Genomic DNA, 18162 nt, shown 5'->3' on the forward strand with positions numbered 1-18162 from the left:
TATGAAACTTAGTACATTAACTCCAGCTGACGGCTCGGTAAAGTCTAGAAAAAGGATTGGTCGTGGTACCGGTTCTGGTAGAGGTGGTACTTCTACAAGAGGACACAAAGGAGCTAAATCAAGATCCGGTTACAAAAAGAAAATCGGGTTTGAAGGTGGTCAAATGCCTTTACAAAGAAGAGTTCCAAAATTTGGATTTAAATCTTTGAATAAAATCGAATACAAGCCCGTTAATTTGTCTACATTGCAAGCCCTTTCAGAGCAGCATAACCTTACTGTAGTTGATCTCAGTGTTTTGGTTGCTCACGGATTGGCTTCTAAGAATGATAAAATTAAAGTTCTTGGTAACGGTGAATTGACTAGCAAACTTGAGGTGTCTGCGCATCAGTTTTCTGCTTCTGCAATTGAAGCAATTACAAAATTGGGAGGCACTGCCAATAAGATTTAAGTAATTGAATGAAAAAGTTTATTTCGACAGTTAAGAATATTTTCTCGATCGAAGATCTGAGAGTTAGAATTCTCAATACCATTGGTTTTCTTATCGTCTTCAGATTAGGTTCGTTTGTTGTTCTTCCAGGTGTGGATCCAAGTCGTCTTGGTGGTCCACAAGAGGGTATCTTTGGACTAATTGATACTTTTCTTGGAGGTGCATTTAGCAACGCTTCTATCTTCGGTCTGGGTATTATGCCCTACATTTCTGCTTCAATTGTGTTGCAACTTTTGACTGTCGGACTACCTTACTTTCAAAAAATGCAAAAGGAAGGGGAGTCTGGAAGAAAAAGAATTAACCAGATTACTCGGGTTCTGACCATTGCCATCACTGTTGCGCAAGGTATCGGTTATATAACTGCTACTATTTTGCCGACAGGAGCTGTAATGGTTAGCACCTCCCTCTTCATGTTTAGCTCTTTGGTCCTTCTTTCGGCCGGCACAATGTTCTGTATGTGGTTGGGTGAAAAGATTACTGAAAAAGGAATTGGCAATGGTATTTCAATGCTGATTATGATTGGTATTATCTCTCGATTCCCTGGGGCAATTATTGCTGAAGGTTTGGAAAAAGGGACATCAGGAATGCTTTTATTAATTATTGAAGCTGTTGTATTGTTCTTTGTAGTTGTAGGTGTAATTGCGCTTACGGAGGCCACTAGAAGAATACCTGTTCAATATGCAAAACAAGTTGTTGGAGGTAAAGTTTACGGAGGTCAAAGACAGTATATACCAATTAAAGTGAATGCCTCTGGAGTAATGCCTATTATTTTCGCGCAATCACTAATGTTTGTTCCTGCCTTGATCGCGCAGATTTGGGCTGGTGAAAGTGATATTGCGAATTACATTGGTACAACTTTCAGTGATTTTACTTCTTGGCAATACAACCTTTTGTTTGCTTCTCTGATTGTAATATTCACGTTCTTCTATACAGCAATTACCGTTAATCCAGAGCAGATTGCTGAAGATATGAAGAGAAATGGTGGATTTGTGCCTGGTATTAAACCTGGTGCTCCAACTTCTGATTTCATCGACAGTATTATTTCAAAAATTACCCTTCCAGGTTCTATTTTGTTAGCTGCTGTTGCGATCATGCCTGCCTTAGCTATTATTGCTGGTGTAGGTAGCGAGTTTTCACAATTCTATGGTGGAACCTCACTTTTGATCATGGTAGGTGTCATCATGGATACTCTTCGCCAAATTGAGAGTTATCTTTTGATGAGACATTACGAAGGAATGATGAAGAGCGGTAATATGAAGAATAATGCTTCTAATTACCAAGTAGCATAAAATGATTCATTATAAGACTTCTGAGGAAGTTCAGTTAATTAAAAATAGTGCTGATATACTTGGCAAAGCACATGGTGAAGTAGCCAAGTATATCAAAGAGGGAGTAAAGACTTCCTTTCTCGACAAAATTGCTGAAGAGTTTATTAGGGACAATGGCGCTGTACCTTCGTTTAAAGGCTACAATGGATTTCCCGCTTCACTTTGTATTTCTGTGAATGAAGTTGTTGTTCACGGTTTTCCTAGTGATTATGAATTGAAAGATGGCGATATAATCTCTGTAGATTGTGGAGTCTTTCACCAAGGTTTTCATAGCGATTCCGCTTATACTTATCCTGTTGGTGAGGTTCCCCCTTCTGTTTTAGATTTATTACGATTTACGAAAGATTCGCTATACCTCGGTATTGAACAGGCTGTGGTTGGGAATCGAATCGGTGATATCGGTTATGCCATTCAGAAATTTGTTGAGGCTAAAGGTTACACGGTAGTTAGGGAATTAGTTGGACATGGGCTTGGTAAAAAGCTTCATGAATCACCCGAAGTCCCTAATTATGGTAAGCGAGGCAGTGGTACTTTATTGAAACCTGGAATGGTGATAGCGATTGAACCGATGGTGAATTTAGGTACTAGGAATATTGTTCAGGAAAAAGATGGTTGGACCATTCGAACCGCTGACAGAAAGCCCTCTGCACATTACGAGCATACGGTCGCAATTCTTGATGGTAAAACTGAAATATTGACGACTCATAAATACATAGAGGAGAACTTTAAATTCTAATATGGCAAAACAAACTTCCATCGAGCAAGACGGAACAATTATCGAGGCGTTGTCTAACGCTATGTTCAAGGTTGAGCTAGAAAATGGGCATCAATTGATTGCACACATATCAGGTAAGATGAGAATGAATTACATTAAAATTCTTCCTGGTGATAAAGTGAAACTGGAGTTGTCTCCCTATGATTTAACAAAAGGTAGAATAGTGTATCGATATAAATAGACTGACATGAAAGTAAAGGCATCTATTAAGAAGAGAAGTGCTGACTGTAAAGTAATCAGAAGAAAAGGTAAGCTTTACGTCATCAACAAGAAAAATCCAAAGTATAAACAAAGACAAGGTTAAGATTATGGCTAGAATTGCAGGTGTAGACATACCAGACAATAAGCGTGGCGAAATCGGACTTACCTACATCTTCGGAATTGGTAGAAGTTCGGCCAGAGCTATCCTGAGCAAAGCCGGTATCTCTTTTGACAAAAAAGCTGGAGAGTGGAATGATGATGAATCTACTGCTATCCGTAACATCATCGCTGAAGAATTCAGAACCGAAGGTGTGCTTAAATCAGAGATCCAGCTTAACATCAAGCGATTGATGGATATTGGTTGTTATAGAGGCTTGAGACACAGAAAAGGACTTCCTGTTCGTGGTCAAGGAACAAAAAATAACGCCAGAACAAGAAAAGGTAAGAGAAAGACAGTTGCAAACAAGAAAAAAGCAACTAAATAAAACCTGATTTAGATTATGGCTCAGAAAAGAAACGATAAATCGAAAGGTAAAAAGAGAGTAGTAAAGGTAGAAGCTGTAGGACAAGCTCACATTAAAGCTTCCTTCAACAATATCATCATCTCTATTACCAACAATGCAGGTCAAGTGATCTCTTGGGCTTCTGCCGGTAAAATGGGATTCAGAGGTTCTAAGAAAAATACTCCTTACGCTGCGCAAATGGCTGCTCAAAACTGTGGACAGGTCGCTTATGACCTTGGTCTAAGAAAAATTGAGGTATTTGTTAAAGGTCCTGGTGCTGGTCGTGAATCTGCGATTAGAACTTTACAAAATGTAGGTCTTGACGTGACTACGATTATCGATGTCACTCCACTTCCTCACAACGGATGTAGACCTCCAAAGCGTAGAAGAGTTTAATTTTAAAAAGGTAAAAGAATGGCAAGATATACAGGTCCTAAAGCAAAAATCTCCAGAAGATTTGGAGAAGCTATCGAAGGGCATAGCAAGGCACTTCAAAAGAAAAACTATCCTCCAGGTATGCATGGTAGAGGTAGAAGAAAGAAGCAGTCTGAATATGCTATCCAGCTTGCAGAGAAGCAGAAAGCAAAATACATCTATGGTGTTTTGGAAAGACAATTCGCTAAGATGTTTGACATTGCTTCCAGAAAGTCAGGTATTACAGGTGAAAACCTCCTTCAGCTTCTTGAAGCTCGTTTGGATAATACAGTTTACCGTATGGGCATTTCCCCTACTCGTCGTGGAGCTAGACAGCTTGTTTCTCATAAGCATATCCTAGTAAATGGTGAGGTAGTAAACATCCCATCTTATATTTTGAAGCCAGGTGATGTTGTGTCTGTTAGAGAGAGATCTAAATCTCTTGAGGCGATCACTAACAGCCTAGCAGGTAGAGGCGCTAATAGATATCCTTGGTTAGAGTGGGATAACGCTTCTTTGACAGGCAAATTCGTAAGTGTTCCAGGAAGAGATGATATTCCTGAGAATATTAAGGAGCAGCTCATTGTCGAACTTTACTCTAAGTAATATTTTACTATTTTCAGCTAAAAAAAAGAACTAGATATATGTCCATACTAGCGTTTCAAATGCCTGAGAAAGTGGTGATGGAAAAAGCCGATGACTTTCATGGCTTGTTCACCTTCAAACCTCTTGAAAAAGGCTATGGAGTTACCATCGGTAACGCCCTAAGAAGAATTCTGCTTTCTTCTTTGGAGGGATATGCCATCACTTCCATCAAAATTCCGGGAGTGGTTCACGAGTTTTCCACCATCGAGGGTGTAGTAGAAGACGTTACTGATATTATTTTGAACCTTAAGCAAGTGAGATTCAAGAAGGTACATGAGGCTTTCGATGGAAAAATCACTGTTGAGATCAAAAATCAGTCTGTCTTCACTGCTGGAGACATATCCAAGTTCACTTCTTCTTTCGAAGTACTTAATCCAGAATTGGTAATCTGTCACCTAGACGAGACCAAAAGCTTCGAGATTGAGCTTATCGTAGAAAAGGGAAGAGGATATTTGCCTGCTGAAGAGTCCAAACCAAAAGAACAAGTATTTGGTCAAATCGCAATTGATGCCATCTTTACTCCAATCAAGAATGTAAAGTATAGCGTTGAAAATACTCGAGTTGAACAAAAAACTGACTTTGAAAAATTGATCTTGGAAGTGTCAACTGATGGGTCTATTCACCCTGAGAAAGCGCTTCAAGAATCTGCAAAAATCCTTATTCAGCACTTTATGTTGTTCTCCGACCAAACTATGGTTCTTGATTCAACAGGTGTGGCTGAACCGGAGCCAATTGACGAAGAATTCTTGCACATGAGAAAACTTCTCAAGACTTCTCTTGGAGATCTAGATCTATCAGTAAGAGCATTTAATTGCTTGAAAGCTGCCGATGTGAAAACTCTTGGGGATTTGGCTAGACTTGAAATTTCTGACATGATGAAGTTTAGAAATTTTGGTAAAAAGTCTCTTGCAGAGCTTGAGCAATTGATCCAAGAGAAAGGTCTAACCTTTGGGATGGATATTTCTAAGTATAAACTTGATGAAGAATAATATAAAATGAGACACGGTAAGAAAATTAACCACCTTGGTAGGACTGCCTCTCATCGGAAGGCAATGCTTTCCAACATGGCAACTTCCCTGATTCTTCACAAGCGTATTTCCACTACGCTTGCCAAGGCTAAAGAATTGAAGAAGTTTGTAGAGCCTCTGGTTACCAGAGCTAAAGAAGATACCACACACAATAGACGTATCGCTTTCTCTTACTTGAAGAGCAAAGATGCTATCAAAGCTCTTTTCGGAGAAGTAATTGAAAAAGTAGGTACACGTCCAGGTGGATATACAAGAATCATCAAGACTGGTTTCCGTCTAGGTGACAACGCAGAAATGTGTATCATTGAATTGGTTGACTTCAATGAATTGATGTTGAAAGAAGCAAAACCTGCTAAGAAAACCACTAGAAGATCTCGTAGATCATCTGGTAAAGCGGCTGACGCACCTGCTGCAGAGGCTCAAACTGAACAGGCTGAATCAACTGAAGAATAATCCATTGATTAGATTCATAAATATTGAAAGGATTGGACGTTAGTTCAATCCTTTTTTTATACCTATTGTACATACCCTCCTCCCAAGTTTTGGTTAACTTTGGGCAACCTTTAAAAAAATGATCAAAAAGAAAGCTACTCTTCTTCTCGCCGATGGGACAGTTTTTCATGGTTCCCTAATCGGAAAAGCAGGCACAAATGGTGGTGAAATTTGCTTTAACACTGGTATGACAGGTTACCAGGAAATCTACACTGACCCTTCCTATACAGGGCAAATCGTAGTCACTACTACTTCACATATCGGCAACTATGGAGTCCACTCCGAAGAAATCGAATCTGATCATCCTTGTGTAGCAGGGATTGTGGTGAATAGTTTCTCTGAAGTGTATTCACGTCTCGACGCCTCTGGATCGCTTCAAGATTATTTGGAACGATATAATATTACGGGGATTGCGGATATTGACACGCGAAAACTCGTTCGTCATATTCGATCCAAAGGAGCTATGAATGCGATCATTAGCTCTGAATTTGAATCAAATCTTGAAGGACTTAAAGCTGAATTGGCTAAAGTTCCTGACATGAATGGTTTGGAATTGTCTTCTAAAGTCTGCACCCAAGAGCCATTTTTCTATGGAGAAGAAACAGCCCCTTATAAAGTAGCTTGTCTAGATTTCGGGATTAAGAAAAACATCCTAAGAAATCTTGCTTCTAGAGGCGCCTATTGCAAAGTGTTTCCAGCTAAAACTTCCTTTGAAGAGCTGAAAAGCTGGAATCCAGATGCTTATTTTCTTTCTAATGGACCTGGAGATCCTGCTGTAATGGACTATGCAGTGGAAACTGTAAAGGAAATTCTTGAAACAGGAAAGCCAGTGTTTGGGATTTGTCTAGGACATCAGCTTTTAGCTGAAGCAGTTGGAATAAAAACATATAAGATGCACCATGGACATCGAGGACTCAACCATCCAATTAAAAACCTACTTTCTGGAAAGAGTGAAATTACTTCTCAAAACCACGGTTTTAATGTGGTGAGAGAGGATGCTGAGAAAAATCCAGAAGTGGAAATTACCCATGTTCATTTGAATGATAATACTGTAGCTGGAATCAAATTGAAAAATAAACCAGCATTCTCAGTGCAATACCACCCAGAATCTTCACCAGGCCCGCATGATTCCCGCTACCTGTTTGACGATTTTATTTCTCTGATAAACCAAAATTAATTTAATAAACCTTTTAAAACTATGACGTTGATTCAATCAATTCATGCAAGACAAATCCTCGATTCAAGAGGTAATCCAACTGTAGAAGTAGACGTAATCACTGAAAATGGCGCTTTTGGTAGAGCGGCTGTTCCAAGTGGTGCTTCAACAGGTATCAATGAAGCTGTAGAGCTTCGAGATGGCGATAAAAGCAAATATTTGGGCAAAGGCGTACTTAAGGCTGTTGCTAATGTGAATGATATCATCGCTCCTGAATTGGTAGGTATGGATGTGTTTGAGCAAAACACAATTGACCAAATCATGATCGATTTGGATGGAACTCCAACCAAAAGTAAACTTGGAGCTAATGCAATCCTTGGTGTTTCATTAGCCGTTGCTAAAGCAGCAGCTATGGAAGCAGGTCAGCCTCTTTACCGTTACATCGGTGGAGTGAATGCCAATACACTTCCAGTTCCTATGTTGAACATTATCAATGGTGGTTCGCATTCAGATGCTCCTATTGCATTCCAAGAGTTTATGGTTCGTCCAGTAGGCGCACCGAGCTTCTCTGAAGCAATTCGTATGGGTGCTGAAATCTTCCATAACTTGAAAAAAATCCTTCACGATAAAAATCTTAGTACCGCTGTTGGGGATGAAGGTGGATTTGCTCCAAACTTCTCCGGTGGTACTGAAGAGGCATTAGCTTGTATTTTGGATGCGATTTCTAAAGCAGGATATAAGCCAGGTGATGATGTGACTATTGCCTTGGATTGTGCTTCTTCTGAATTCTACAAGGATGGCAATTATGACTATTCGAAATTCGAAGGCCCAAGCGGAAAAATTAGATCAAGAGAAGAACAAGTAGCTTATTTGGCTGAATTGACTGAAAAATATCCGATCGATTCTATCGAAGATGGATGTGCTGAAGAAGATTGGGCTGGATGGGCGATGTTGACTGCTAAAATCGGTGACCGAGTTCAATTAGTAGGTGACGATTTGTTTGTGACCAATGTTAAGTTCTTGAAAAGAGGCATCGAGGAAAAATCTGCAAACTCAATCCTCGTTAAAGTAAACCAAATCGGAACTTTGACCGAGACTTTAAATGCAATCAGCATGGCACATAAGGCTGGATTTACAGCAGTAATGTCTCATAGATCTGGCGAAACTGAAGATTCAACTATTGCAGACTTGGCGGTAGCAGTGAATTGCGGTCAGATCAAGACTGGTTCTGCTTCTCGTTCTGACCGTATGGCTAAATACAATCAATTGCTTCGAATTGAAGAGCAATTGGGTGAGTCAGCTGTATTCAAAGGAAGGTTGAAATAAGCAAACTTGCTTTTAATAATTCATTTCAAAAGGCAGCTTCGTTAAGAGGCTGCCTTTTTTGCATCATTTTTGTACCTTACTTTTCAAATCCTACCAAATGAGAAAGCTTATCAAATACGGCAGTAATTTTTACATCATTTCTTCGCTGTTATTCTTGTTTTGGATGATTTTTATTGATTCCAACAGTATTCCTACTCACATCAAACTCTCCCAAAAACTTTATGATTTGGAAGATCAGAAGGAGTTTTATTTGGAGAAAAAGCAACAAATCAAGGCTGAGCGAGAAGAATTGATGAGCAATCCGGAACTTCTGGAGAAATTTGCCCGTGAACGATACTTCATGAAAAAACAATCAGAAGACCTGTATGTCATTGTGGAAAAATAGCCTATTAATTCTTTTTTTCAGCATAGTACTAGGGATGAACCATACCTATGCCCAGCGGGAAATTTATGCTGATTCAGTTGGACTCAAAGACCGGCTATACTTCGGTGGAAATTTCGGTTTCCAGTTTGGACTTACCACGTTAATTGATGTTTCTCCACTGGTTGGAGTTATGATTACGGATAAGCTATCCACAGGGCTTGGGGCTACCTTTCAATATTTTGATGACAATCGCTTTCAAGGTTCCACTGGTTCTTCCTATGGAGGTCGGGTCTTTGGTCGATATAATTTGCTTCCCAATATCTTTGCCTATACCGAGCTAGAGTCAATCAATTGGAATGCCTATAGTTTTGTCAATGAACGGTTTGAGCGAACGTGGACAGAAGCTTTTTTTGTTGGAGCAGGTTACTTTGCTCCATTTGGTTCCAGAGGAGGGGCGAACTTTACTTTTCTCTATAATTTAAAGCATGACAACCGCTACTCGTATTACAGTGAACCTTATGTAATTCGAGTTGGTTTTGTGCTTTAGTAGCTCGACCTTTTCCTATGAACTCATTAGTATCGAAAATTTTCAACACCCATAAAGAGTGTTCGGACTGTCCTTCGCCAAAAGTAATCCAGCAGTTTTTTGAGGAACTTCTAGGTTTGCTTTTTCCCGAATACGCACTTCAAAAAGCCAAGAGTCAGGAAGAAGTTGCAGCTAGATTGACACTTCTCAAGGAGCAACTTAGTTCGATTCTTTCCCGAAATCACCATCTTCATTCCAGTTTGGGGCCTGTGTTAGCCAAGGATTTTTTTGATCGATTGGAAGTGGTTTTTGATTGGGTGCATCAGGATGTGGAAGCGATGTATGCAGGAGATCCAGCGGCGAAGTCTAAGACGGAAATACTCAGAAGTTACCCTGGATTTTATGCCATAGCGGCCTACCGAATAGCGAATCTGCTCCATCAATTGGGGATAAAATTGATTCCTCGTATGATCACTGAGTTGGCTCATAGCCGCACAGGAGTAGATATCCATCCTGGAGCCACGATTGGTCAATATTTTTGTATTGATCACGGAACAGGTGTGGTGATTGGGGAGACGACAAAGATTGGGAATAATGTCAAAATCTATCAAGGGGTGACATTAGGAGCATTAAGCGTAGATAAGGCTGATGCAGATACCAAACGCCATCCCACTATCGAAGATGGGGTAATCATCTATGCAGGGGCCACCATTTTAGGTGGAAAAACCGTAATCGGTAAAAACTCAGTAATCGGTGGAAATGTATGGTTGACCAAGTCGGTGCCGGCAAATTCTAAAGTCTACTATCAAACTCAAATTCACCATGAAGATGGAGTGGTAACGGACAGATATGTGTTTAAAAATGATTTGGACGAGCTAAGCGAGTAACTGGAGATCGTGTAGAAACCCTGAAAAACAGCCCTTTTGGTTAGTAGTTTTCCGCATTAAATCGAATAAAAGATCAATCGGATTACCACCTTAGAGTTGGAACTTCAATTTTGATCGTCTCTTATTTTAATGTAAAAATCAAAACCTATGAAACTCTTTGAACTGATCGGAAATACGCCTTTGATCGAACTGGAACATATCCCCACAAATCCAAAGGTGAAGATTTTTTGTAAGATGGAAGGACAAAACCCCGGTGGTAGTGTCAAAGACCGCGCTGCATACAATATGCTTCGTTCAGCCTTGGATCGAGGAGAAATTAAGCCTGGAGACAAACTCGTAGAAGCAACTAGTGGCAATACTGGAATTGCCTTGGCCATGGTAGCAAAAGTCTTGGGGCTGGAAATGACCCTGATTATGCCAGACAATTCTACCAAAGAGCGTGTTCTTTCCATGGAAGCTTATGGAGCAAAAGTAATCTTGACTCCGGCTGCAAAAACGATTGAGTATTCTCGAGTCTTGGCTGAGCAAATGCGAGATGAAGAGGGGTATGTCCTACTCAATCAATTCGGGAATCCGGACAATTACCTTGCGCATTATAAAACTACAGGTCCTGAAATCTGGAGGGATACTGCTGGTAAAGTTACCCATTTTGTATCCGCCATGGGGACAACTGGGACGATTATGGGGGTTTCTCGATATTTAAAGGAACAAAATGCTACTATTCAAATAGTGGGTACACAGCCCACAGATGGATCAAGCATCCCCGGGATTCGCCGTTGGTCGCCCGAATTTTTGCCCGCGATTTTTGAACCTAGTCGTGTAGATCGAGTAATCGATGTCAGTCAGCAACAAGCTACTGAAATGACTCGCCGTATGGCAAAAGAAGAAGGGATTTTAGCGGGAATGAGTAGTGGAGGCGCACTACATGCAGCCATTGAGTTATCCAAGGAACTAGAGGAAGGGATCATCGTCTGCATTACTTGCGATCGTGGAGATCGGTACTTGAGCTCTGATTTGTTTGGGTAAGGATGGCTTACTTTGGTGAATGGAGGAATTTATAAGTAGATGAATCAACTTATTCCCTCAGGATTACCAATCGTAACTAATAGCAGCTAGTAAAAAACCAGACAGGTCTTCAAGCCCTGTCTGGTTTAGTTGGAAATTCTGCTTGCTTAGAAAAACCGCTTCATTTTCCCCAATCCTTCTTTGATCACGACTTCTGCATCCATGGCATAGTAGGTTGGATTGAATAGCTCAAGTGATAGTATTAATTGCCCTCCTTTTGACTTAAGTGTATCTGATAGTTCTTGCATGGGAGCTGCTCCATCTCCGGGCATTACTCGATCCTTGTCCTGCTGCTCGGTACGTGGAATATCCCCAGGGAAATCATTCATATGGAAGATGTCAATCGCATGCCCATCCAACATTTTCATTCCCTCAAAGCCAGATCCTCCGCGGAAAAGGTGGTAAACGTCTGCAAGGATTTTGGCGTCTTTGTCATCGGCAGCAGCGGCTACAGCCATAGCTTGTCCCAAATGAAAAAAGGAAGGAAATGCTCCCCAAAACTCCAGCTGAGGCATCACTCCCGTTTTTCTTCCTAGTTCTAGCAACTTTTTATAGCGCTCTCCAGCCTTGAGTAAATCTAGTGGTGCATCCGTACCAATGGCTGGCGCTGCTACCCGGGTACATCCCAATTCTGCCAAAATCCCCATCTCCTTTTCCATTTGGGTAAATCCTGTTTTGCTTTTTTCTTCGTCTTGAGCCATCCAAGTAGGGAATCCGATGCAATCAAAAAATTCCAATCCCGCATCTGAAGCCAGTTTTTTTAAGGAAGCCAGTGTTTTACCTTCTTTCAAATACCCTTCGATTTCCATCATCCATGGTTCAAATCCATCGTATCCTGAGCGAGCAGCTAATTCGATGATTTGGGGTAAACTTAATTTCTGCCCGCGGATGGTACTGGTATTCAAAGAAAATTTGAAGCGGGTTGCTTCTTTTGGACTTTCCATTGCCAAACTTGGCTGCGCGGTAGCAGCAAGGGGGAGTAGGGCTAAGGACTTCAGAAGGTTTCTTCGGGTGGTCATGGGTAGATTTGATTTTTTCCGTTTATAGTCAGATTGTGCCGTCTATTTAGATTTGGCCAAATTCAATAAATCCTTGGTTTTTGATCGTAATTTTCGACATGAGAAAAATAGTGTTTTTTATTTTTCTGGTTTCACAATTTCTGAATTCGGTTGCTTTTTGTCAGTTGGCTGGAACAAATCAGTCATTTCTGGAAAAATACCACGAGCAGTTGCCGTACTTTCAAGAGTTGATCACCGGAGGCCAGTACGCCGAAGCATCTCGATTGATTCAGGGCGATCCATATCGCTATTCCCGACAGTTTGAAGAGGGAAGTCTGAAGATCAATGGGGTTTACTATCCGGGGGTTCCACTTTTGTATGATGTCTTTCGGGATCAGGTAGTGACTTTTCACCCGATCTTTAATCAGAAAATTTTGATCAAACCTGAAAAAATCGAATCCTTTTCGCTTGCAAACGGAGAGCGGTATCAGTACGTGCCTGGGAATTCTTCCTATCTCCATCAAGGGAATGGCATCTACAAATTGTTGACCTATGGGGAAGTTTTGGCGCTTGTTAAGCATTACAAGACGACCAAGGAATTGCGGGAATTATCTCGGTTTGATCAAGAATATGTAGAAAAGACTGACTATTTCATTTATCGGAATGATACATTTTATGGAATCTCTCGAGCTAAAGATGCCTATCTGGCGCTGGAGGTGGAACCGAAAGTGATCAAAAAGAAAGTAAAAGAAGCAGGAGCCAATTTTCGGCAAAATCCTGAAAAATTTCTCCAGGTACTCATTCAATTAACCCAAGCAGAATAACCCATGAGAATCAAATCAGTACCATTCTTTTTGCTCTTGGGTATGTTGATTATTGGACTTGGTCCAGTTTTCCAGACCCAAGCCCAAACCAATGATCGGATTACGGGCTTTTTTCCAGGGGTGAGTTTTGAGCGTTTCGCTGAAAGTATCGAGCGGGACACGCCATATCGTATTTACTTTAAGAAGTCGGATGTTCAAGACCTTAAAGTTTCTATTCAGGCTACGAATGACCGAATCGAGGATGTTTTGACAGCAGTCTTTGAAGGGACAGATCTGAAGTTCGCAATTTCAAAATCGAAAGAAGTCTTTGTGACCAAAGGGCAAGAAATCAAGGTTTCCTTTCCTTCGGATTTTTTTGAATTGGCACAATCGACCCGTTTTTCAGAAGGAAAACAGGATGAATTTGTTCGAAATCGACGCTATACCTTGGGGGTTCCAGGACCAGGAACAGAAGCGACCATTACAGGTCAAGTGACTTCTTTGGAAAAAAACACACCGATCGAAGGCGCTGTGGTCTATGACAAAGAAAGCATGAGGCAAACAATCACCGATGCGGAAGGAAGGTACCGTCTTCTACTACCCAAAGGGAACCTAACGCTGATGATCCAAAATATCGGTGGCTATACCGAACAACGTCTCTTGGATCTTCAAGGCAATTCGGAACTCGATCTTACTATTGGAGAAAGTATATTTTCTCTAGGGGAAGTCGTGGTTCAATCAGGAGCCATCTCAAATATTTCTCGGCCCGAAATGGGTGTTCAATCGCTCACCGTGTCTCAGGTGAAAAAGCTGCCCGCTGTAATGGGAGAAGTGGATATTATCAAAGGACTACTAACCCTACCAGGAGTCAATACAGCAGGTGAAGCGAGTGTTGGATTTAATGTGCGAGGAGGAGCTGCAGATCAAAACTTGATTCTTTTAGGTCAACATACCCTCTTCAATCCTTCCCATTTATTTGGGTTTTTCTCCGCAGTCAATTCGGATATGGTCCAGGGGGTTGAACTATACAAGGCGGGAATTCCCGCTAATTATGGAGGTAGACTTTCTTCTGTTCTTCAGGTTACGCCAAAAGTTGGGCGGTCTGATAAAATCGGAGGATCAGGGGGAATAGGTCCGATGACCAGCCGATTGAGTTTGGATGGCCCTTTGGGTAAAAAGACTAATTTTATTTTAGGAACTCGGCTTACCTATTCGGATTGGTTATTGGATTTTTTAGAAGATCGGGCAGATTTAGGAGCGAGTCGTGCTTTCTTTTCGGATTTCAATGGAGTGATTCAGCATGAACTTGGATCCAATGACAAGCTTGAATTATCGGCATATTTCAGCAAGGACAGATTCCAATTTGATCCGGATACAGTCTATTCCTATGCTAATCAAAATGTTGCCCTTTCTTGGACTCATTATTTTAATGATCAATTGGAAGCTACGTTTTCTGTTGGTCAGGACGGCTATCAATTTGATGTTCAAGGAGAAGATAATTTGCTGAATGCCTATCAATACCAATTTGGGTTAAAACAGCAGTTTTTAAAGGCACAGTTTAGACAAGAAAAAGGTGATAGGCATGTGCTCAGCTATGGCCTTCATGCCATTCGAATTCAGCTCAATCCCGGAGAGATTAATCCTTATGGGGTAGAAAGTATTGTCATTCCTGAAAAAGTAGAGGATGAGCAAGGAATTGATGCGTCCATTTTCTTTGGAGATGAGTTTGAGATTAACGACCAATGGACGGTAAGTGGTGGCTTAAGGTATAATCTTTTCAGTGCTTTGGGACCTAGAAATGTTCCCCAATATGCGGAAGGTGCGCCTTATTTACCTGAGAATATTATTGGTGAAGAAAGCTTTAGCAAAGGCAAATGGATGAAGACTTATCATGGTCCTGAGTTTAGGCTTTCTGCGCGATATGCTCTCAATAACTGGTCCTCGCTCAAGGCAGGGGTCAATTCCATGCGTCAAAATATCCACTTGCTGAGCAACTCTTCCGTAATTACCCCGACAGACACTTGGAAGTTGAGTGATTCATTTATCCGACCTCAGCGAGGGATTCAATATGCCCTTGGATACTTTAGAAATCTGGAACAAAATCGAATTGAATTTTCTGCAGAGGTGTATTACAGAACCATGCAAAATCTGCTTGATTACCGATCAGGGGCTACCATTGTCCTTAACAAGCGCATCGAGCAAGATGTGCTTCTCACTAGGGGTAAATCTTATGGTTTGGAATTGTTTCTACGAAAAAATACCGGAACCGTAAATGGTTCGATTTCTTATACCTACAGCAGGTCTTTGTTGCAAACTGATCCTTCGGAGCAAAAAGAGCAAATTAATGGCTCGTCTTGGTATTCCAGCAATTTCGATCAGCCGCACACAGCCAATGTGGTGCTAAATGTCGAAATGAGCCGTCGGGTAAATTCAACCTTTGCAGGAAAATACAGTACCGGTCGACCGGTTACTTTGCCAATCTCCAAATTTGAATACGGTGGGTCTGAGCGAGTTTATTTTTCTGAACGAAATGGCTTCAGAGTTCCGGATTATTTCCGATTGGATTGGTCAGTAAATCTGGAGGGGAATCATAAAGTCAAAAAACTCGCACATGGCTCATGGTCATTTGGGATCTACAATATTCTGGGAAGAAATAATGTCTACTCGGTTTACTTCATTCCAGAAAATGGGAAGTTGCAAGGCTACCAGCTTTCCATTTTTGCCAGTCAGATTCCATTCATTACCTATAATTTCAAATTCTAATGCGGGTAGTTTACTGGATAGCGTTGGGTTTTCTATTCCTTTTTCAGGGATGTAGGACACCTTTTGATCCGGAAATTCCTGCCCGTAATAATTCGCTTCTTGTGGTCGAGGGATATTTGGACACGGAAGGGAAAAAAAGTGAATTGAAGTTGAGTAAGACCGTTTCTCTGGGTTCTGAGACAACATTTTCTCCTGAGGTCAATGCTAGTGTGCAATTAGTATCGAGCAATGGTCAAACCTTCGGACTGGAGGAAACAGCCCCTGGGACTTACATTTTCGAATCGGATATCGAGGAATCCAATACCTACATTCTAGAGATAATTCTTCGAAATGGAGATCGGTTTCAATCTGAAAGCTTGCAACCGATCATAACTCCTGAAATTTTGGATATTGGATTTCAAAAGGATGAAGAGGGAGTGGAGGTATTTATTTCCACCAAGGGAGATGATAATGCGGATGATTTCCTCTGGACGTATGAGGAGGCATGGATTTATCGACCAAGAATTCGAGTTCCTTACATCTATGATGAAAGGATCAGAGATGTACGAGATCGCTCGGATGAGGAGCAAATTGCGCTCTGTTTTAAAAGGGAGCGTAGCCCGGATATTTTGTTGGAAACTAGCTCCCGATTCCAAGAACAAGTCGTTTTCAAAAAGACGATTACAGAGATTCCGACTGGTAATGAGCGAATTATGGAGCGATACAGCATCTTGGTTTCGCAAAAAGCGATTGAGCAAGACGCCGTCAAGTTTTGGGAAATTCTTAAGAAAAACACCGAAGACATCGGTTCAATATTTAGCCCGCTTCCGTCCTTAATTGGAGGAAATGTATACAGTGTGGATGATCAAAGTATCCCAGTGATTGGTCAGGTAAGTCTTGGCGTGGTTCGTGAAAGAAGGATTTACATCAATCTTACCGATGTGTCCCCTTGGGGATATCTGGATCCACAGTTTAATAACTGTATCATTGAACAAGAAGCCGTTTTAAAGGAATTTTATGATCCCATTTTTACCAATCCAGAAGTGTTGCCTGCCAGACCTTTAATCCCGCCAGGAGGTACTGTTATTCTAGGATACTTTGCTACTGATAAAAGATGTGCGGATTGTACGTTGTATGCCTCTCGTGTAAAACCAGACTTTTGGGAAGATGAGTAAAAATCACAGAAATAGAAGTGGATTAAGTTCTAGCTTTTTAAAATTTCAGAAAAGAGGACCACTCCTTTCCTTATCGTTCAATAGGAAGTGGAAAGGCCTTGTTTGGCTGTTTCCAATTCTTTTTGCCCTTTCTTGCAGACTCCCGTATGATCCAGAAATTCCTTCTGAGGAGACGAGTGTCTTGGTTGTGGAGGGATATCTAGATACCGAAGGGACAAAAAGTGAGTTGAAACTTAGCCGAACAGTCAGTCTAGGAGCCTCACAAACTCAAAACCCAGTTTCCGGAGCAATTGTGGAAGTGGTAGCGGCGGGCGGTGATCGATTTGGTCTTATTGAACAAAAGGCCGGCACCTATGTATTCGAATACAATGTGCAAGAAGCGGAAACCTATCAATTAGAGATTCAATTGCCTACTGGAGAGCGATTTGAATCCAAACCGATTCAGCCATTAGTGACTCCCGAAATTATTGATGCAGGATTTATCCGTGATGAGGAAGGGGTGGAGATTTATATCTCGACTCAAGGTGATGAACAAGCCGATGATTTTTTGTGGACCTATGAAGAAACTTGGATTTACAGACCTCGAATTCGAACATCTTACATCTTTGATGAGCAAATCGGGACGGTTCGCACTCGAACTGATGAAGATCAAAATGCACTTTGTTACAAGTCTGTAACCAGTCCAGATATTTTATTGGAGACAAGTTCCAGATTTCAGGATCAGGTTGTTTTTCAAAAAACCATCTCTGAAATCCCGAAAGGCGATGAGCGGATTATGGAGCGATACAGTATTCTAATTTCCCAAAAGGCAATTGATCAAGAAGCAGTTCAATTCTGGGAGATTCTGAAAAAAAATACAGAAGATGTGGGCTCCATTTTCAGTCCTCTTCCTTCCTTGATTGGTGGAAATATCTACAGCTTGGATGATTCCAAAACAGCAGTCATCGGGCAAGTGAGTATGGGGGTCGTGAGACAGATACGGATTTACGTAAACCTTGAAGATGTGTCTCCTTGGGGATATGTAGACCCTCAGTTTAATGATTGTGTGATTGGGGAGGAAGCAGTGATGCGGAATGATTATGCGACCATTTTTGGAAATGGGACCATTGTGCCTGCTCGGGAATTGATGGTAGGAACTACGATTGTTGGATATTATCCGGCGGATCGAAAATGTGTGGATTGTACCTTATATGCGACTAGAGGTCTCCCAGATTTTTGGGAGGAAAAAGATTGAGCTATGAAACGAA

General features: G+C 41.2%; 21 protein-coding genes. 20 read left to right on the forward strand and 1 reads right to left on the reverse strand.

Annotated elements, in window-relative coordinates; genetic code table 11:
• Window position 1: 1 nt before the first annotated feature.
• The 16 genes from rplO to cysM all read left to right on the forward strand — a co-directional run bounded on the left by rplO (window position 2) and on the right by cysM (window position 11158).
• Window positions 2–448, forward strand: a complete 447-nt coding sequence (rplO, locus tag AO498_RS05620) for a 50S ribosomal protein L15 (RefSeq protein ID WP_067544604.1) — start codon at window positions 2–4, stop codon at window positions 446–448.
• Window positions 449–456: 8 nt separating this feature from the next.
• On the forward strand, window positions 457–1776 hold the full coding sequence (gene secY / locus AO498_RS05625) for a preprotein translocase subunit SecY (protein WP_067544606.1): 1320 nt from the start codon (window positions 457–459) through the stop codon (window positions 1774–1776).
• 1 nt (window position 1777) lies between these two features.
• Window positions 1778–2551 carry a type I methionyl aminopeptidase gene (gene map, locus AO498_RS05630; protein WP_067544608.1) on the forward strand — a complete coding sequence of 258 codons (774 nt, stop codon included), beginning with the start codon at window positions 1778–1780 and terminating at the stop codon, window positions 2549–2551.
• Between the two features lies 1 nt (window position 2552).
• Window positions 2553–2771 carry a translation initiation factor IF-1 gene (gene infA / locus AO498_RS05635; RefSeq protein ID WP_009183359.1) on the forward strand — a complete coding sequence of 73 codons (219 nt, stop codon included), beginning with the start codon at window positions 2553–2555 and terminating at the stop codon, window positions 2769–2771.
• Between the two features lie 6 nt (window positions 2772–2777).
• Entirely contained in the window at window positions 2778–2894 is a 117-nt protein-coding gene (rpmJ, locus tag AO498_RS16940; protein ID WP_013927415.1) for a 50S ribosomal protein L36, read from the forward strand.
• A 4-nt stretch (window positions 2895–2898) separates the two neighbouring features.
• Window positions 2899–3276: a 30S ribosomal protein S13 gene (gene rpsM, locus AO498_RS05640; RefSeq protein WP_067544610.1), complete on the forward strand. Its 378-nt coding sequence runs from the start codon at window positions 2899–2901 to the stop codon at window positions 3274–3276.
• A gap of 15 nt (window positions 3277–3291) precedes the next feature.
• Window positions 3292–3690 (forward strand): 30S ribosomal protein S11, encoded by a 399-nt coding sequence (gene rpsK / locus AO498_RS05645; RefSeq protein ID WP_067544612.1) that lies wholly within the window; start codon window positions 3292–3294, stop codon window positions 3688–3690.
• A gap of 18 nt (window positions 3691–3708) precedes the next feature.
• The gene (gene rpsD / locus AO498_RS05650) at window positions 3709–4314 is read left to right on the forward strand and encodes a 30S ribosomal protein S4 (protein ID WP_067544614.1); all 606 of its coding nucleotides are present in this window, start codon (window positions 3709–3711) and stop codon (window positions 4312–4314) included.
• 38 nt (window positions 4315–4352) lie between these two features.
• The gene (locus AO498_RS05655; protein ID WP_067544616.1) at window positions 4353–5342 is read left to right on the forward strand and encodes a DNA-directed RNA polymerase subunit alpha; all 990 of its coding nucleotides are present in this window, start codon (window positions 4353–4355) and stop codon (window positions 5340–5342) included.
• A gap of 6 nt (window positions 5343–5348) precedes the next feature.
• Window positions 5349–5834 (forward strand): 50S ribosomal protein L17, encoded by a 486-nt coding sequence (gene rplQ, locus AO498_RS05660; RefSeq protein ID WP_067544618.1) that lies wholly within the window; start codon window positions 5349–5351, stop codon window positions 5832–5834.
• Window positions 5835–5952: 118 nt separating this feature from the next.
• Window positions 5953–7050 carry a glutamine-hydrolyzing carbamoyl-phosphate synthase small subunit gene (gene carA, locus AO498_RS05665; RefSeq protein ID WP_067544619.1) on the forward strand — a complete coding sequence of 366 codons (1098 nt, stop codon included), beginning with the start codon at window positions 5953–5955 and terminating at the stop codon, window positions 7048–7050.
• A 21-nt stretch (window positions 7051–7071) separates the two neighbouring features.
• Window positions 7072–8355: a phosphopyruvate hydratase gene (gene eno, locus AO498_RS05670; RefSeq protein ID WP_067544621.1), complete on the forward strand. Its 1284-nt coding sequence runs from the start codon at window positions 7072–7074 to the stop codon at window positions 8353–8355.
• 97 nt (window positions 8356–8452) lie between these two features.
• Window positions 8453–8740: an FtsB family cell division protein gene (locus tag AO498_RS05675; RefSeq protein WP_067544623.1), complete on the forward strand. Its 288-nt coding sequence runs from the start codon at window positions 8453–8455 to the stop codon at window positions 8738–8740.
• A 34-nt stretch (window positions 8741–8774) separates the two neighbouring features.
• On the forward strand, window positions 8775–9266 hold the full coding sequence (locus AO498_RS05680) for a hypothetical protein (protein WP_236778637.1): 492 nt from the start codon (window positions 8775–8777) through the stop codon (window positions 9264–9266).
• A gap of 17 nt (window positions 9267–9283) precedes the next feature.
• Window positions 9284–10132 carry a serine O-acetyltransferase EpsC gene (gene epsC, locus AO498_RS05685; RefSeq protein ID WP_067544627.1) on the forward strand — a complete coding sequence of 283 codons (849 nt, stop codon included), beginning with the start codon at window positions 9284–9286 and terminating at the stop codon, window positions 10130–10132.
• A 147-nt stretch (window positions 10133–10279) separates the two neighbouring features.
• Entirely contained in the window at window positions 10280–11158 is an 879-nt protein-coding gene (cysM, locus tag AO498_RS05690) for a cysteine synthase CysM (RefSeq protein WP_067544629.1), read from the forward strand.
• Between the two features lie 146 nt (window positions 11159–11304).
• Here cysM and AO498_RS05695 read toward each other — a convergent pair whose 3' ends face one another.
• Entirely contained in the window at window positions 11305–12216 is a 912-nt protein-coding gene (locus AO498_RS05695; protein WP_067544630.1) for a sugar phosphate isomerase/epimerase family protein, read from the reverse strand.
• 98 nt (window positions 12217–12314) lie between these two features.
• On the opposite strand from AO498_RS05695, the gene AO498_RS05700 reads away from it, so the two are divergent.
• From AO498_RS05700 to AO498_RS05715, 4 genes are read left to right on the forward strand one after another with little or no spacing between them, the layout of a single operon-like run.
• Window positions 12315–13019, forward strand: coding sequence for a hypothetical protein (locus AO498_RS05700; RefSeq protein WP_067544632.1), 705 nt, complete (start codon window positions 12315–12317; stop codon window positions 13017–13019).
• Window positions 13020–13022: 3 nt separating this feature from the next.
• The gene (locus AO498_RS05705) at window positions 13023–15761 is read left to right on the forward strand and encodes a TonB-dependent receptor (RefSeq protein WP_082792191.1); all 2739 of its coding nucleotides are present in this window, start codon (window positions 13023–13025) and stop codon (window positions 15759–15761) included.
• Entirely contained in the window at window positions 15761–16915 is a 1155-nt protein-coding gene (locus AO498_RS05710) for a DUF4249 domain-containing protein (RefSeq protein ID WP_067544636.1), read from the forward strand. Before AO498_RS05705 ends, AO498_RS05710 begins: the two co-directional genes overlap by 1 nt.
• Window positions 16908–18149 carry a DUF4249 domain-containing protein gene (locus tag AO498_RS05715; protein WP_067544638.1) on the forward strand — a complete coding sequence of 414 codons (1242 nt, stop codon included), beginning with the start codon at window positions 16908–16910 and terminating at the stop codon, window positions 18147–18149. The genes AO498_RS05710 and AO498_RS05715 overlap by 8 nt, the downstream gene beginning before the upstream one ends.
• Window positions 18150–18162: the final 13 nt, after the last annotated feature.

Source organism: Algoriphagus sanaruensis, assembly GCF_001593605.1.
Taxonomy (GTDB): Bacteria; Bacteroidota; Bacteroidia; order Cytophagales; family Cyclobacteriaceae; genus Algoriphagus; species Algoriphagus sanaruensis.